This window comes from Rhodothermus profundi (assembly GCF_900142415.1).
In the GTDB taxonomy this organism is placed as follows: domain Bacteria; phylum Bacteroidota; class Rhodothermia; order Rhodothermales; family Rhodothermaceae; genus Rhodothermus; species Rhodothermus profundi.
The window spans coordinates 743,410-760,152 of the sequence record NZ_FRAU01000001.1; the positions used below are offsets into that span (position 1 = coordinate 743,410).

12 protein-coding genes are annotated in these 16,743 nt (G+C 58.0%); 6 read left to right on the forward strand and 6 right to left on the reverse strand.

The genetic code is table 11. The features are described from left to right. Nucleotides 1–69: 69 nt before the first annotated feature. From BUA15_RS03230 to BUA15_RS03250, 5 genes are all read left to right on the forward strand, one after another. On the forward strand, nt 70–1,146 hold the full coding sequence (locus BUA15_RS03230; protein ID WP_072714496.1) for a mannose-1-phosphate guanylyltransferase: 1,077 nt from the start codon (nt 70–72) through the stop codon (nt 1,144–1,146). A gap of 254 nt (nt 1,147–1,400) precedes the next feature. Continuing rightward, nucleotides 1,401–2,069 (forward strand): TetR/AcrR family transcriptional regulator, encoded by a 669-nt coding sequence (locus tag BUA15_RS03235; protein ID WP_072714497.1) that lies wholly within the window; start codon nt 1,401–1,403, stop codon nt 2,067–2,069. After that, complete coding sequence (locus BUA15_RS03240; protein ID WP_072714498.1) at nt 2,066–3,682, forward strand: TolC family protein; 1,617 nt, start codon at nt 2,066–2,068, stop codon at nt 3,680–3,682. The genes BUA15_RS03235 and BUA15_RS03240 overlap by 4 nt, the downstream gene beginning before the upstream one ends. A 21-nt stretch (nt 3,683–3,703) precedes the next feature. Next, nucleotides 3,704–4,894 carry an efflux RND transporter periplasmic adaptor subunit gene (locus BUA15_RS03245; protein ID WP_072714499.1) on the forward strand — a complete coding sequence of 397 codons (1,191 nt, stop codon included), beginning with the start codon at nt 3,704–3,706 and terminating at the stop codon, nt 4,892–4,894. Nucleotides 4,895–4,912: 18 nt separating this feature from the next. Further along, entirely contained in the window at nt 4,913–8,785 is a 3,873-nt protein-coding gene (locus BUA15_RS03250) for an efflux RND transporter permease subunit (protein ID WP_072714500.1), read from the forward strand. A 445-nt stretch (nt 8,786–9,230) separates the two neighbouring features. Here the strand turns inward: BUA15_RS03250 and BUA15_RS03255 are convergent, their stop codons facing one another. Together BUA15_RS03255 and dapF are read right to left on the reverse strand one after the other, a co-directional pair. Next, on the reverse strand, nt 9,231–10,478 hold the full coding sequence (locus BUA15_RS03255; protein ID WP_072714501.1) for a 6-bladed beta-propeller: 1,248 nt from the start codon (nt 10,476–10,478) through the stop codon (nt 9,231–9,233). Nucleotides 10,479–11,198: 720 nt separating this feature from the next. Then, nucleotides 11,199–12,071 (reverse strand): diaminopimelate epimerase, encoded by an 873-nt coding sequence (gene dapF / locus BUA15_RS03260; protein ID WP_072714502.1) that lies wholly within the window; start codon nt 12,069–12,071, stop codon nt 11,199–11,201. A gap of 109 nt (nt 12,072–12,180) precedes the next feature. Between dapF and BUA15_RS03265 the strand changes: the two genes are divergently transcribed. Beyond that, nucleotides 12,181–13,176 (forward strand): PhoH family protein, encoded by a 996-nt coding sequence (locus BUA15_RS03265; protein WP_072714503.1) that lies wholly within the window; start codon nt 12,181–12,183, stop codon nt 13,174–13,176. A 172-nt stretch (nt 13,177–13,348) separates the two neighbouring features. Here BUA15_RS03265 and BUA15_RS03270 read toward each other — a convergent pair whose 3' ends face one another. The 4 genes from BUA15_RS03270 to panC form a co-directional block, all read right to left on the reverse strand. Next, entirely contained in the window at nt 13,349–14,209 is an 861-nt protein-coding gene (locus BUA15_RS03270; RefSeq protein ID WP_072714504.1) for a 3-hydroxybutyryl-CoA dehydrogenase, read from the reverse strand. A 69-nt stretch (nt 14,210–14,278) separates the two neighbouring features. After that, a complete protein-coding gene (locus BUA15_RS03275; protein WP_245771900.1) occupies nt 14,279–15,271 on the reverse strand; it encodes a WG repeat-containing protein in 993 nt (330 codons plus the stop codon). A 32-nt stretch (nt 15,272–15,303) separates the two neighbouring features. Continuing rightward, on the reverse strand, nt 15,304–15,711 hold the full coding sequence (gene panD / locus BUA15_RS03280; RefSeq protein WP_072714506.1) for an aspartate 1-decarboxylase: 408 nt from the start codon (nt 15,709–15,711) through the stop codon (nt 15,304–15,306). A gap of 13 nt (nt 15,712–15,724) precedes the next feature. Next, on the reverse strand, nt 15,725–16,594 hold the full coding sequence (gene panC / locus BUA15_RS03285; RefSeq protein WP_072714507.1) for a pantoate--beta-alanine ligase: 870 nt from the start codon (nt 16,592–16,594) through the stop codon (nt 15,725–15,727). Nucleotides 16,595–16,743 lie beyond the last annotated feature (149 nt).

Sequence of the window (16,743 nt, forward strand, 5' to 3'; positions counted from 1 at the left end):
TTCGCGCAACGTTTGTCGGTGCATGCCTCATGTTGAACTTGTTCGTTTCACCAAACCTGAAAGCGATCTATGCTTTATGCGGTGATTATGGCAGGCGGCATTGGAAGCCGCTTCTGGCCCAAAAGTCGTATCGACCACCCCAAACAGTTTCTAAAGGTATTTGGTGAGGCCACGCTGCTGCAGAATACGGTAGCCCGCCTGCAGGGCCTGGTTCCGCTAGAGCGCTGCTATATCGTTACCCACCAGCGCTACGTGGAGAAAACACGCGAACAACTCCCTGCGCTTCCTCCGGAAAACATCCTGGCTGAACCCATTGGCCGCAATACAGCTCCCTGTATCACCTATGCTGCCATTAAGCTGCTGGCGCAGGACCCCGACGCCCTCATGGTGGTGCTGCCGGCCGACCATGTGATTCGCAATGTCAGAGCCTTCCACGAAACGTTACGGGTAGCGATTGAAAAGGCACGGGAGCCCGGCGCCCTGGTAACAATTGGCATTAAGCCTACCTATCCAGCCACCGGCTATGGGTATATCCAGTTTGAAGGATCGGCCGAACATCTGTTCGAGGAACCACGTCCCTACCGGGTACGCACCTTTGCAGAAAAGCCAGATCTTGCGACCGCCGAACGCTTCCTGGACTCAGGCGATTTCCTCTGGAACAGCGGCATGTTTATTTGGCGCGCCGACTCCATCCTGACTGAAGTGCAGCACCACCTGCCCGATCTGTACGAAGCGTTTGAACCGTTACGCCAGGCTGTCGGGACGCCCGACGAACCCCACCTGCTCAAGCAGGCCTACCAGACCTGCCCCAGCATTTCTATTGACTATGGCGTGATGGAACGATCCCAGCACGCCTGGGTCGTCCCGGGCAACTTTGAGTGGAGCGACGTAGGAGACTGGCGCGCTGTTTACGACCTGAGCCCCAAAGATCAACTGGGGAATGCCCTGAAAGGCCAGGTGATCGTGCGGGATGCCAGCCGCAACTATGTGGACACCGAAAAACGCCTCGTTGTGCTCATCGGTATCCATGATACGGCCGTCATCGACACCGAAGATGCCCTGCTTATCTGCAACCTCGACAGCACGCAGCAGGTGAAAAACGTTGTCGAATACCTCCAGGCTCATAATTTAGAACAGTATCTCTAAAACGGCCGATTAACCGGCCGCTTCTCCAGCGCTCCACTCCCCTGCAGCCGCACAGCGGCGGCGCCTCCTTTTTTACCCTGTGGTGCCCGGCACTTCTCGCTACCTCCCACGGCGTAGACATTGACCGCTACGCCGTTTTCTTTTCCGGCCACTCTTCACACATTCTTAAAATTTCTACCGCATCCTTTTGGCAGGCTCAACGTAGACTCTCTCGTCAATAAATGACCAGCCAGTCACTTTCTGACCAAACGTTCATGGAATCTCCCTCACTTTCCCGTAAAGAGCGCGAGCGCCTGATGCGTCGCCAGGCTATGCTGGAGGCAGCGCGCGCGGTCTTTGCCGAAAAAGGATACGTGGATGCCACGCTGGACGAAATTGCCCAGCGGGCAGAGTTTGGAAAAGGGACGTTGTACAACTACTTTCCCGGCGGCAAGGACGAACTGTTCTTTGCCGTCTTCGAAGAGGTTTTTGCGCAGTTTCGCCAGTTGATCGAGACCTCCTTTGCCGATGCGGCGTCGTTTCGGGAGGGATTCGAAGCTTTTCTGCGTGCCAGCTTTGAATTCTTTGAGCAGAACCGAGACATGCTGTTGCTCGTCACGCGCGAGTCGCAGCGCATGATGGTCAGCCCGGACCCGGAGCGCGCCGCCTTTTTCCAGCGCCATCACGACGCATTCCTTCAGCTATTAACCCGGCACATCCAGGCGGCTATTGAGCGCGGGGAGGTACGCCCACTTCCGGCAGAGGCGGTCGCGCACACAATCCTGGGCAACTTGCACGGGCTGGCCATGCATCGTCTGCTGAAGGAATGCGTGACGGGTAAGCCCCAGCATGCCTTACCGACTCCTGAAGAAGCTACCCGCTTCCTTTCGACGCTGTTGCTGGAGGGTCTGTTGGATCGGAGGAAATCGCAGGAGGAATCATGAGCATCCGTTGCTGGCTCCTTGTAGGGCTCGGATGGATTGTCGCCGCTGGAGACGTGCCGGCCCAATCGGTCCAGCGCTCCGCTTCTTCCCCCCAACCCATTATACTCACGCTGGAAGAAGCCATCCAGATTGCCCTCATTCAGAACCGCGCGCTGCAAAGCGCTCGCCTGGACGTGGCCAACGCCCGGGCGCAAGTCCGCGAAGCCTGGGGGCAGGTGCTGCCTCAGGTTAATCTGAGTGCCGATTATACGCGCAATCTGAAAACGCCTAACCCCTTTGCCGGCTCGGCCGCCGGCAATCTCTTCCAATCGCTGGGCTTTTTAGACTGGCTGGCGTACAACGAACGGGCCCGCACCGACGACAATCCAGAAACCGAGCCCATCTCTTTCGGCGAGTTTGTAGAGCGGCAGCAGCAGGCGCTTGCCGAGGCTGGCATTCGGCCGCGCGCGGGCGACAACCCCTTTGCCGTAGACAATCGGTTCACAGCAGGCCTCACCATTGAGCAGACGCTTTTCAGCAAAACAGCCTTTGCGGCCATCAAAGGGGCTAAAATCCTGCAAGAGATCAACCGTCGAGGCGCGACGCGCCAGGAGCAGTTGTTGATTGATCAGGTCCGGCGGGCGTTTTACGGAGCGCTGCTGGCGCAAGAACAGGTGCGTGTTATGGCTCAGAGCGTTGCGCGCACGCGCGAGACGCTGCAGGAGACCATTCGGCGCGTCGCTCAGGGCGTGGCGCCGCAGTTTCAGCGCTTGAGCGTTGAAGTGGAGCTGGCCAACCTGGAAACCCAGCTTATTCAGGCCCAGAACCAGGCGGCGCAGACGCTTGACCAGCTCAAACTTCTGCTGGGTATCCCCCTGGACCAGCCCATTCAGCTTCGTGGCGTCCTGGCCGTAACGGATCCGGGTCGTTATCAGCAGATTGCCCTGGACGAAGCTGTTGCGCTGGCACTGGAGCGCCGTCCAGATCTAGAACAACTTCGACTGCAGATCAAACTGCGCGAAGTAGATCGGGAGTTAGCGAAAGCAGCCCGCTATCCTCGTCTGAGCGCTTTTGCCAGCTTCAGCTACATTGGCAATGTGCCGGACTATCGGACTGTAATTCTTTCAGATCCGAACGATCCGTTTAAGTTCTCCCGACGCACCAATGATTTCTTTTCGAGCGCTTACTGGAATCCCTCGGTCAACATAGGCGTCCGGCTGACCTGGACGCTTTTTTCTGGCTTTCAGACCGCAGCGCGCGTGCAACAGCGGCAAATTGCGGTTAAGCAAGCCGAACTCCAGTACCTGCACCAACTGGACCAGGTGCGGCTGGAGGTGTTGCAAGCGCTGCGCGATTTAGAGGCAGCCCGGAAACGACTGGTCAGTCAGGCGCGCAATGTCGAGCGGGCTGAGCTGAACTATACGCATGCCCGCATTCGATTGCGCGAAGGCGTAGCCAGTCCCCTGGAAGAACGCGAGGCTTCGCAACAGCTCGACCAGAGTCGCCTGAACTACCTGCAGGCCGTCTATGATTACCTCACGGCGCAAAGTGCTTTTGAAACGGCGGTGGGGTTGATTGCGCCGCCCGGTCAGGAAGCCCGGGTCTCCCTGACACTTCGCCATGAATCCCGGTAGTTCCCTGCAACCAATTAGCCCATGAAAACCACCATGCATATATCCGGATGGACTCGCCTGACGCTTCTGGCCAGCCTTGTGCTGGTAGGACTCAACGGATGCGCTCCGCCTGACAACGTAGCGTCCACATCCGACAACACAGCCCTGGCTGCTGCCAAGCGGCGCGTGCGCGTCGAGCTGCTTGAGCTGCGTCCGGCCCGGTTTGTGGACTGGATCGAAGTAACGGGCACGGTGGAAGCCGAGCACGACGCCACCCTTTCGGCGCAGGCTTCTGGGACCGTCGAGTACCTTGCGCCACTGGGTAGCCAGGTCGCGGCAGGTGCCGTGCTGGCGCGCCTGGACCAGACCCTGGCACGGGCCGCTCTGAAACAGGCCGAGGCCCAATTGGCCAGCGCGCGCGCTGCCTACGAACTGGCGCTGGATAACTTCCGACGCCAGGAGCCCCTGTTTCGCGATTCTATTATCAGTGCACTGGAGTTTGAAAACGTCCGCACCCAGCGCGATCAGGCTGCCGCCCAGCTTCGACTGGCCGAAGCTGCCGTTGAACAGGCCCGTAAACAACTGGCGCATACGGTTATTCAGGCGCCTTTTGCCGGAACGGTTGAAGCCCACTTTGTGGATGTGGGCGAGCAGATTGCGATGGGCCAGCCGGTCCTTCGCCTGGTTAACCTGCATCGCGTCAAGGTGCGGGCCGGTGTCCCTGAGCGCTACGCCCGCGATATCCGCGTAGGCACCCCGGTAGCGTTGCACTTCCAGGCCTATGGGCTTCCTGCGCGCCAGGCGACCGTCTCTTTTGTTGGCAACACGATTGACCCGGCGAACCGAACGTTTCCGATCGAAGTGCATCTGGACAATCCAGACGGCCAGCTCAAGCCCGAAATGGTCGTGCGCGTCCGTCTGGCTCGCCAGGTGCTTGACCACGTAGCGGTGATTCCTTTGCCGGCGGTGCTTCGCGATGAGACCGGCACCAGTGTGTTTGTGGCCGACACGACCGCCGACGGCCTGGTAGCCCGTCAGCGGTACATCACCCTGGGCCCCTCTGCCGAGGGACTGGTTGTCGTCACGCAGGGCCTTCGCTTTGGCGAGCGGGTGGTGGTGCTCGGCCAGAATGACCTGAGCGATGGCGACCTGCTGGAAGTGCTTCAAACCTACACCACAGCCGCTCGAGCCGCCGACGCTACCACCAGTGCCCCGGGGATCCAGACGCCGTAACCCAATTGGTCCGGAGCCATGAAAGTTACCAATCTTGCCATACGCCAGCGCACCACGGTTCTTGTCCTCACGGCCCTGCTGGCTGTTGGAGGGCTGGTCAGCTACCTGACCATTCCGAAAGAGTCGTTCCCCTCCATTGAAATTCCCAATATCGTGATCACGACCATTTATCCCGGAGCCAGCCCGGAAGATATCGAGTCGTTGATCACCAAACCCATTGAAGAGGAGCTGCAGGGCATTACCGGCATCGACGAGATTCGCTCGACGTCTACCGAAGGCGTCTCAACGATCGTGGTAGAATTTCTGCCCGATCAAATTACGCTGGACGAAGCCTTTCAGAAAGTCCGCGACAAGGTAGATATCGCGAAAGCCAAGCTCCCGGAAGATGCCGAGGAGCCCATGGTCAACGAAATTGACCTCTCCGAACTGCCTATCATGACCATTAACCTGGCTGCGCCGTATGCCCTCTCCCGTCTGAAAGAGGTAGCCGAAGACCTCTCCGACGAGTTGGAGGCGCTGCCCGACGTACTGGAAGCCACGGTGGTAGGAGGCCTGGAGCGCGAGGTGCAGGTGAACGTCGATCGCGCTGCCCTGCAGGCGTATAACCTGACTTTTAACGATGTGGTCAACGCGATTCGGCGCGAAAACACCAACCTGCCCGGAGGCTCCATCGACGTAGACCGCCTCAACTACCTGGTGCGTGTCGATGGTGAGTTTGAGGTGCCGGAAGAAATTAACCATCTCGTCATCAAAGCGCCTGGCGGGAAGCCAATCTATGTGCGGGACGTGGCCGAGGTGGTTTTTGGGTACAAAGAGCGCGACAGCTATGCGTACCTGCGCGTGCTGCAGCGTGAAGAAGACGGCCGTCTGGTGCCAGTCCATGCCGAGACCGACGCCCCCCTGCAGGTCGTCAGCCTGAGCATCCGCAAACGCTCGGGCGCCAATATTCTGGAAACCGCCGCAGCCATTCGCGAAGTACTGGCACGTTTTCCTTTTCCAGCCGGCACCGAGGTAGTCATCACAGGCGACCAGAGCGAAGATGTTCAGGCGCTCGTACGTGACCTGGAGAACAACATTATCAGTGGACTGATTTTCGTAGTGGCGGTTCTACTGTTCTTTTTAGGGGTGCGCACCGCCACCCTGGTGGGCATAGCCATTCCCCTTTCGATGTTCACCGCCTTTCTGGTCTTCCAGGCGCTGGGCTACACGCTCAACTTCGTGATCCTTTTCTCGCTGATTATCGCGCTGGGCATGCTCGTCGATAATGCCATTGTCATTGTTGAAAATATTTACCGCTTTCGAGAGCAGGGGTACAGCCGCTTCGAAGCAGCCCGGCTGGCTACGGCCGAAGTAGGCGGCGCCGTTGTGGCCTCAACAGCTACGACGGTAGCAGCTTTTATGCCCATGCTTTTCTGGCCCGGCATTATTGGCGAGTTCATGAGCTTTCTGCCGCTGACGCTCATCATCACGCTTACGTCCTCACTGTTCGTGGCGCTGGTGATCAATCCAGTGCTCACCGCTTACTTTATGCGAGTAGAAGGGGAAAAAACGCCGCGCGCTCCCCGACGCGTACGCTTACTGCTGGCTGTTGTTGTGCTCGTGATGGGCCTGGTGCTGGGCTTGGCCAACTGGAAAACGCTGGTTGCGCTGGCCGTTGCCATCCCGACCATTTACTTGCTTCATCGTCACCTTTTCAGTCCTATCGGAAACTGGTTCATTCACAACGGATTGCCTGGTCTGATCCGGCGATACCGGGCCTTTCTGAGCTGGATGCTGGAGCGGGATTATTCGGTCCCGCATGCCCTGTTGCGCAATACCTTTGCGCTGGGGAGCTTTACGCTGGGTGTTGTGCTCCTGGTCCTGGGCGGAGCGCTGGGCTCACTACTGGGGCAGGCCGCCGGCATGGTCCTGATGATACCTGGCGCTCTCCTTGCGGTTATTGGTCTGTTAGGCATCCTGCTGCATACCCTTGAAACACTTTTTCTGGGGGGGTGGACGACCGTTCGGGGCGGACTGATCTTCGGGGCTGTAGTGCTGGTGGTAACCGGCCTCATGTACCTGAGCCCACGCGAGGTGGCGCTTGCGACGATCGTCGAGCTCCTCACGCTCCCCTTGCTCGTCATTGTGACGGGCCTGCTGGGTGCCTTGCTGAACCGGCGTAACCGTCGTTACCTGATTCTGACCGACAACCGCGCCCGGCTCCTCAACAGCGTACTCGGAGCGCTCTTTGCGATTTTCGGATTGTTTGCCCTTGCGCCCACCGGCGTCGAGTTTTTCCCTCAGACCGATCCCAATCAAATTCAAGTTACGCTGACGGCTCCGCTCGGCACCAATGTCGAGACGACCGACCAGATCGCCCGGGAAGCGCTGAATCGCATCGAACAGTTGCTGCACGAACACCCTGAAGATCAGGCTAACGTCAAAAATATTCAGGTAAACGTGGGCGTCGGCGGCGACCGAATGTTCGGTGGTGGCTCTTCTAAGCCAGAGGTGGCAACCATCACGCTCGATCTGGTCGACTACGAAGATCGCGCTGTCTCCAGCCGTAAGACCCTGGCCCGCCTGCGCCAACAACTGCAGGGCCTTCCGGGCGTAACGCTGGAAATCGACCAGGACCGCATGGGTCCGCCTACCGGTCCGCCCGTCAACATTGAAATTTCTGGCCCTGACTTTCAGGAGATTGTGCGCATCACGCGCGAGATCAAGCAACGCCTGATTGAGGCGGCTGAGACGGGCCGCATACCCGGCCTGGTGGACCTCACCGACAATCTCAACACAGGCCGCCCGGAATTGCGCGTGCGCATCGACCGAGAACGAGCAGGCCGCTTTGGCTTGAGCACCCAGCAAATTGCCTCGGTCGTCCGCGCCGCTATCAATGGCATTGAGGCCAGCCAGTATCGCACTGGCGAAGACGAGTACGACATTACCGTCCGCCTCAAAGAAGCCGACCGCCGTTCGCTGGAGAGCCTGCGCAACCTGACCATCCTGCACGAGGGACAGCAGATCCCGCTAACGGCCGTGGCCGACTTTGAGCTGGGCGGTGGCCTCGGCGCTATCACCCGGCTGGACCTGCAGCGCGTCGCTACTGTCAGTGGTGACGTGGCGCCCGGTTACAATTCCCAGGCCGTACTGCGCCAGGTCCAGCAATACCTGGCCGACTACGAGCGCTCGCTACCGCCGGGCTATCACCTGGCCTACACCGGCGAAAACGAAGAGCAACAGGAGTCGTTCAGCTTTCTGACCACGGCCTTGCTGATTGGCTCCGCGCTGATCTTTCTGATTATGATTGCCCAGTTCAACCGCGTCAGCGGTCCCTTCCTGATCATGATCGCGGTAGGCTTGAGCCTGATCGGCGTGCTGCTGGGGCTGATCCTGACGCGGACAGCGTTCGGGCTGATGACCTTTATCGGACTGATCTCTCTGGCTGGCATTGTCGTGAACAACAACATCGTGCTCATCGACTACACGATGCAGCTCCAGCGACGCGGACTCAGCAAGCACGATGCGATCATTGAAGCTGGCGCTACACGGCTGCGTCCCGTCATTCTCACTGCGCTGACCACCATCATTGGCCTGGTACCACTCACCTTCGGCATTAACATTGACTTTGTGGGCCTGCTGACCGATTGGGATCCCAACTTCCAGATTGGCTCCGAGAATACCCAGTTCTGGGGCCCGATGGGCACAGCCATTATCAGCGGGCTGACGTTTGGGACGTTCCTGACGCTCGTCATCATGCCCGTGCTTTACTCTGCATTCGATTCGGTCGCCACCCACCTGCAACGCTTTCTGGGACGTGAGCCGGTAGCTGCTGAAGTGGGCAATGGGGCCGCCGAAACGCCACCGGAAGCAGTGGCGCCGCCGGTCGGCACCACCCCGCCGCGCCCATAATACGGTCCCTGTCCAGCAATCAGCAGCGCCCTGGCTCAAACGGGGACAGGCCGATAGCGCCCGACACCGACCGTCGTCGGGAAATCACCCGTTTCCTCCAGAGAACTCGCTGGTGCATGGCGGTTGTCTCCGCGTCCCCGCCTCCACAATCCACGACAGCTCGGCTGGCCCGGCAGCCTACCGCCGCTTAGCTCCAGGCATGCTCCAGATACTTTGCCATCTAAGAGGAAGCGGACGTCCTGTTGAAAGAAAGGCGTTGCAGGTCGACGCGTTTCATCAGACAGACCGGGGCTACCAGCTGAAGGCAGATAGGCCAGGCTAGACAAAACGACGACTTACTGCACCCTGGATGCAACAGAGGCTCCCACCAGACGACGCCCAAGCTCCCTCCGGCTATGACAGCTTATCCAGGCTGCTCCAGACAATACGGGCTTGTAAATTCGGACTAATACGTGTAGTACGAAATGTGAGGGATGTCATCGTAATCTGAGGCAATCAATCTGTTTCCATGAAGCGCCATTATTCTGGGAACAGGCAATTTATTCAGAAATATCTTTCTATTATTTACAACATCAAACAAATATGCGAATGGTCTGGCTCGATCAAAATCTTTTGTTTGCCATATAGCGTACTGAATCAAGAACACTCCTTCCGCAACACGTAGCACGTTAATTAAAACCGCCTCTTTATCTCTACGCCTGGGAAAAGTTATTCCGCCGCTTTTCATCTCGATAAATCCTATAAGTTCCAGATCTCTGATAGCTATTGTCTTAAGTAATGTACCGTCCATACGATAAACCTGAACTATTGGAGCATTTCTGTAGGCAATTATTAGCATACGATGCTTCCAATCACACGCCATATAGTTTCGTGTAATATAAGACAAAACAAGAGGATTGTTCGTATCATAATTTATTCCTTTACCGAATTGATTTATGATGTTTCCCGATTTGCCAATATGATATATCAATGATTTGTTTCTGTTAGACAATCTGTCAGATATGATAATAGAGGTATCACTTACGCACAGCCCTCCAGAAGCAATTCGAGGCAGGATAATGGTTCGGACATATTGATAATGGTTATCTCGAGGAGCGAACACATGTATGCCATGCCTTCGGTCCGTTACATACAGCGTATCATGCGAATCAATGGCCAGGAACTCCGGATAGATGAATTCTCCAGGCCCTTCCCCTCTTCTTCCAACTTCAAACAGAAAGTCACCCTTTGCGCTGAACACCCGCACGGTTGCATATTCATTGTCCAACACGAACACGCGTCCGCGGCGGTCTATCGCTACATCTTGAACCCTCCCAAACATCTCCCATGCGTGCGGGCTCTGGAGCGCGCCCACACGCCATTGACGGCGCATTTTGCGCAATCGTTCAGATAGCGAATGCAGTGCCCCCGACTTTTTCCCTGTCCATCCCTCAGACCATATCTCGTCGAATTGCTCAGCGGGCTCCAGCCGCTTCCAGTCCGGATGCCGCTGGCCGGTAAACTGGGCAGCAGCCGGCGTGGCAAGGACCCCTAGCAGCAACAGCCCTGCTAACCTGCTGCGTCTCATCGGCCCAAGGGTCAAGTAAGTCATATAGATGCCTTCGTCTCTCCTTCCTGGCAGCTTCCTGATTAACAAAATGATATATCCGACGCAATAAATTAATGCCCCTTCTCCTGGCAACCCCAGCCACATGCCTTCTTGCCTGATATCCGGAAACAGCGAGGCTTAAATCTCCTACGTCCAACCCACCGGATAAGTCCTGTCATACACGTAGCGCATCCCTTTCGGCCCCGAATATCAATTTTTTCCTCGGCAATTCGCTACAAATAACGTGTCTCCTTCATCTGGGGCAATCCATTGTGGATCCATCCATTCGTCCAGCCCCTCGCTACGGCTGCCTATGCTGAACAGGTACGACCTGCTCGCACCTAATACGCGTAATGTTTTACCGTTTAGCCCCAGCGCCCCCGACTATCCCGCGCTACCTGCTCTCCCCCCACATCTCTTCCTTCCGGTCAACGTACTAATCTGCCAGCATAGCTGCATGGCCTGCAGCCGCGACCGTACGGTCGCTAACAGAATAGAACCTCAGCCAGGCTTTATCTTCTGGCCAGGAATTGTCCCCCATACTTGTTATACGGGCCCTCTGATCTGGAGCAATCTCCGCCCTGAGCTTTCAGGCCTCCCGCGTTTCTGTCCAGTCAGATTTAAGCATTTTTCTCTGGTTTAAGCTAACCTGCGATCTCAACCGGACGGGCTTCCTGCCCGGTTCGCAGCCCGTTTGCGACATGATGCGTCAGCCCTGGCTGGCGCCTGTTTTCCTATTGCGCCTGCGCCTGGAATTGCCTGTTGTCTCCAGGAGCGCCCGGGGCGGCCTGCCCCTTTTCTACGAACGCAACCGACTTTCAGGCCTCAGGAAACCAGCGGCACTGGTACCTCGACGGTTCCTCGAAACACAACAGTAGCTGGTCCTTCAAGATACAACGCCGTTTCACCGTCTTTTGCCGGTTGGAATCCCACGGTCAGCACGCCGCCCGGCATGTGCACCTCAATGGGGAGCTGGCGCACCCATCCCTGCCGCCAGGCCACAAGGGCGGCCGCCACGGCTCCGGTCCCACAGGCTAACGTTTCAGCTTCGACCCCTTTTTCGTAGGTGCGCACGCGCAACACGCTTCGGCCATGCTGCTCGCCTGCTACTTCGACAAAGTTCACGTTGGCGCCCCGAGGCTGCAACGCGGCATCGTGCCGCAGCAACGGTCCCCATCTGGCTATGGGCACTGTTTCCACGGACGAAACCCGGCAGACCAGGTGTTCTGTGCCTGTCCAGATAAACGCGGCCGTTTCCACTTCAGCATCCAGCGGCGTTGCCAGGGGCGGCTGCATCTTGCAGGGACCCACCGGCGGCAGATAAAGCCGCACAGGCGCCTGCGGATCGTCGGGCACCTCGGCCTGGTAGCGTCCGGCATCCGTCTCAAAACAGAGGGGATTTCCCTGGATACCGGCCATTTGAGCAAAACGGGCCAGGCAGCGGGCCCCGTTGCCGCACATAGTTCCCGGACTACCATCCGCGTTGAAATAGCGCATGCGGTAGTGCACCTCCGGTTGCTGAGCCGGTGCTAATGCCAGCAATCCATCGGCGCCAATTCCCACGCGTCGAGGGCAATAGCGACGGGCCAGGGCAGCCAGCTCCTCGTCCGAGAAGGCGTAAAACCGGTTGTCAACGACAATAAAGTCGTTTCCAGCGCCATTCATCTTCGTAAACTCAAGAATCAACGTCCTGGGCATGGTAACAGCGGGTTTGCCGAGCGGGCACCAAGCGCCTGACCTGCCGTTAAACGGCTTGCATCGAAGAAGGTTAATCCCCTGGTTTCACCAACCAACATCGTAACCTGCATTGGCTGAGAAGCGACTGACGATTGCTCACGCGAACCCGGTACTTCTTTTTGGAGCGGGTGATGTCCACCTGCGCAAGTTAGAAGCCGCTTTTCCGGAAGTCCAGATCATTGCCCGTGGCAATCAGTTGATCCTGCAGGGCGAGGCCTCTGCCTTAGATCGCATTGAGCGGGCGGTTCGTGAACTGATCGCGCTGCTCAACCGCCACGGTCAGCTTACCGAGCGGGACGTAGACACCGTGCTGGCGCTTTTCAGCACCGGAGATGGTGCCAGCGCGGCGCCTGCTCCAACCGATGACGTTATCCTCTACACGACGACGGGCGTGCCAGTGCGGGCCAAAACGCCCAATCAGCGGCGGCTGGTCGAAATGGCCCGCAAAAATGATATTGTCTTTGCCATTGGTCCGGCGGGTACAGGGAAAACATACACCGCCGTAGCATTGGCTGTAGCTGCTCTGAAAGCACGGCAGGTTAAACGCATCGTGCTTTCGCGCCCGGCTGTCGAAGCAGGTGAGCGGCTGGGCTTTTTGCCAGGTGATTTTCGGGAAAAGGTGGATCCCTACCTGCGGCCGCTTTATGATGCCCTGGAAGATATGCTTCCCCGGGAACGGCTGCGAACTCTGCTAGAGCAGCATGTGATCGAAATCGTCCCGCTGGCCTACATGCGCGGCCGCACGCTTAACGCCGCCTTCGTCATTCTGGACGAAGCGCAGAATGCCACCACGCAGCAGATGAAGATGTTTCTGACGCGGCTGGGCACAAACAGCCGGGCCATCATCACCGGCGACATTACCCAGACCGACCTGCCCAGCCCCGAGCACAGCGGCCTCGTTGAAGTGCGGCACGTTCTCGAAGGCGTGGAAGGCATTGCCTTCGTCTATTTCGACCGCGGCGACGTAGTCCGCCACCGCCTCGTGAAAGACATTATCGAAGCCTACGAACGCTTCGCCCAGCGCGAGCAAAACGGTGGCGATGCAGCCGCCGCTAAGACAGATTGAGAAAGTACAGCGTGAGCAAAAAGGCCAGGAAAACGATTACGGCCCAGGCCGCCACGCTAGGACGCCGGTAAAAAGGAACCGTACGCTTGCGGTACGAGATCGGCGCGTTTTCAACCGCTTCTGCTTGGGCGTCGGGTTGGTGGGGCGCTGCGATCATAAGCCTGCTCAGCGCTTAGTTCGACGGATACTCGTAAAAGCCACGGCCGGTTTTACGACCCAGCCGTCCGGCTGCGACCATTTTCCGAAGTAAGGGACAGGGACGATATTTGTCATCGCCCAGCTCCCGATGCAATACCTCCAGAATTCCCAGGCATACGTCCAGCCCGATCAGATCAGCCAGCGCCAGGGGCCCCATCGGATGATTCATGCCTAACTTCATTACCTGATCAACATCTTCGGGTGCGGCCACGCCTTCCATCACACAATAAATCGCTTCGTTGATCATTGGCATCAGCACCCGATTAGAGACAAATCCTGGCGCATCGTTAACCGTGACCGGGGTCTTGCCCAACGCTTCAGCCAGCCGACATGTCGCTTCGTAGGTATCCTGGCTGGTCTCTAGCCCCCGTACGACTTCTACGAGTTGCATGACCGGCACCGGATTAAAAAAGTGCATGCCAATCACCTGGGCCGGACGCCGCGTTCGGGCCGCCAGCCACGTGATCGAGATGGAGGACGTATTCGAAGCCAGAATAGCTGCAGGCGGCGCCGCGCGATCCAGTCGTTCAAACACCTGAGCTTTTAGATCGGGATTTTCGGGCACCGCCTCAATCACCAGTTGCGCATGCGCCACTGCCGCTTCCAGATCAGAGGTAAGCGCGATGCGCCCCAGCGCTTCCTCCTTTTGCGCCGCGGTAATGCGCTCCTTTTTGACCTGTCGTTCCAGGTTATGCGCAATGGTCTGCAGTGCCCGCTGCAGCACTTCCTCGGATACATCGACAAGCCAGACCTTTCGTCCATGAAGCGCCGCCACATGGGCGATGCCCTGCCCCATGGTGCCGGCTCCAACTACAGCAAGCGTTGTAATTTCCATAGCGATTGTGCTCAGCCTGCAGAAAACAATCCTACCGGAGAAGAAACGTACGAAACGAGCAGCTTAGACTCAAGGGCGAGGGCGCTGCCAGCGCACGCGTCCAACCCGGTCGATGTACTGCAGCCGTCCGTTTGCAGCCACCAGGGCTACCCCGTGTCGAAAAGCGTGAGCTTGCTCATAACGAGGCGGAATCATCAGGTTTCCCTCTCGGTCAATATATCCCCACCGCCCTTCCAGACGCACGGCTGCCAGCCCTTCCGAGAAATCCAGAGCCTGCTCAAACTGCAGAGGAATGACCAGTTGGCCGCTGCGGTCAATAAAGCCCCATCGCTTACCGTCCGAAACGCGAGCGCGTCCCTCCACAAAACTGTAGACCTGTCGATAGGGAACTTCGAATACCGGTTCTCCTGCCTGATTAATAAACAGCGTGCGCTTTCCAGCCCGCACCAGGGCCAGGCCTTCTGAGAAATTGCGCGCTGATGAGAACCGGGGAGGGATCACCCAGTGGCCCGTCGTGTCAATAAACCCCCATTTGCGTCCGGTCGTTACCATCAGCGTTTGCGTTCCTACTTCGACGGCAGCCAGCCCTTCGCTAAAAGACAGCGCTCGCGTAAACTGGGGCGGAATGATCATCTGGCCCCGAGCATTGACAAAGCCCCAGCGCGTGCGGCGCATGATACCAAACGCTTTCCGCACAACTGCTACCGGCGCCAGCCCGCAGGAAAAATCCTGGGCCGCTTCATACGTGGGCGGAATCGTCTCCTGGCCATTCAGATCGACAAATCCCCAGCGGCCATTTCGGCGCACGCGGGCATATCCGTGTTGATAAGGAAAAACCTGCTCGTATTGAGGCGGCACGATCCATTGGCCTTCCGCATCAATGAACCCCCACTGACCGTCGAGACGAGCTCCGGCGCGTCCTTCCGAGAAGACCAGCACGCGCTCAAAGCGTGGCGCAATTGCCAACTCCCCGTCGGGCGTTACAAAGCCGTAGCCCTTCGGGGTTGCTATTGGTAGCAGGGCTTCTGGTTGCGCCCGCAGCTTTTCTCCTGCGGCGAGCAAGATCAGACAGCCGGCAAGACAGGCCGCGCGCTTCATCCTGCGCCGGATTCGGAAGTCGCAGCCAGCGCTTCCTCTACCGAAAGCGCCAGCGTCTGTTTGGGCTCATTGTGTTCATCAAACAGCACCACACGTGCCCGATGCTTGCGCGCCTCTTCCGGCGTCATCTGGGCATAGGCAATCACAAGCACCTGATCCCCTCGCGCCGCCAGACGAGCGGCCGGTCCGTTCAGGCACACCACCCGACTACCCCGCTCACCGGGCAGCGTGTAGGTTTCTAATCGGGCCCCGTTATTTACATTAACCACCTGCACCTTCTCGTACGGGAGGATACCAGCCAGTTCGAGCAGCTCCTGATCGATGGTGATAGACCCTTCGTAGTAGAGATCCGCTTCGGTGACGCGAAGCCCATGCAGCTTCGCTCGAAACATCGTAATCGTCATACCCTCTCCAACTTCAGGCTCCGGGAGCTTCCACGAAGACGCTGTCGATCAGTCGAGTATTTCCGAAAAAGACGGCCACACCGGCCAGCACACGCTGACCCGGACGAATTTGCCGGACCGGCTGCAACGTCTCGGCATCCACCACCTCAACATACTGCACCCGCGCCAGCGGCGCCCGGGCCAGAATCTGACGCATCGCTTCAACAATAGCCTCTGGGCGCTGTTCCCCTGCTTCAATGGCACGTCGGGCTGCCTCCACAGCCCGGGATAATACCACAGCCTGCGCCCGCTCCTCAGGGTTCAAGTACACGTTACGCGAAGAGAGCGCCAGACCGTCAGGCTCTCGCACGGTTGGCACCCCGACCAGTTCGATGTCGTAAGACAGGTCTTGCACCATGCGCCGAATGATCTGAAACTGCTGCGCGTCTTTCAGGCCAAAGACCGCAACATGCGGCTTGCAAATGTTGAAGAGCTTGGCGACAACAGTAGCTACACCTCGAAAATGCCCCGGGCGATAGCGACCACATAAATGCGCATCCAGCTTTTCCACGTAAACCCACGTCAGGTGCGACGCTGCTCCTTCTGGATACATCTCTTCAACGGTCGGGGCAAACACAACGTCCACTCCCAACGCGTCAAGGGCCGCCACGTCCTGTTCTAACTGGCGGGGATAGCGCGCATAGTCTTCGTTAGGCCCGAACTGAGTGGGATTGACGAAAATAGAAACGGTTACATGATCGGCGCGCGCGCGCGCTTCCCGCACCAGCGCCAGGTGGCCCTCATGGAGCGCTCCCATTGTAGGCACCAGCGCCAATCGCTGCCCTTCCCGACGTCGCGCGTCGGCATGCGCCTGCATAGCCTTTACGGATCGAATCACTTCCATTGGTCTGATCCAGCGTTATGGTCTGCCATCTACAGAAAAACCACGAAAAAATGTCCTGAGCCGCTCGGGCGGCTTTTTTTATGAACGGAGCATCGTAAGTTAATAGCGGCAAAAAGTTTTCGCTTTCGCCAAAAAACAGGGGGTTCGGC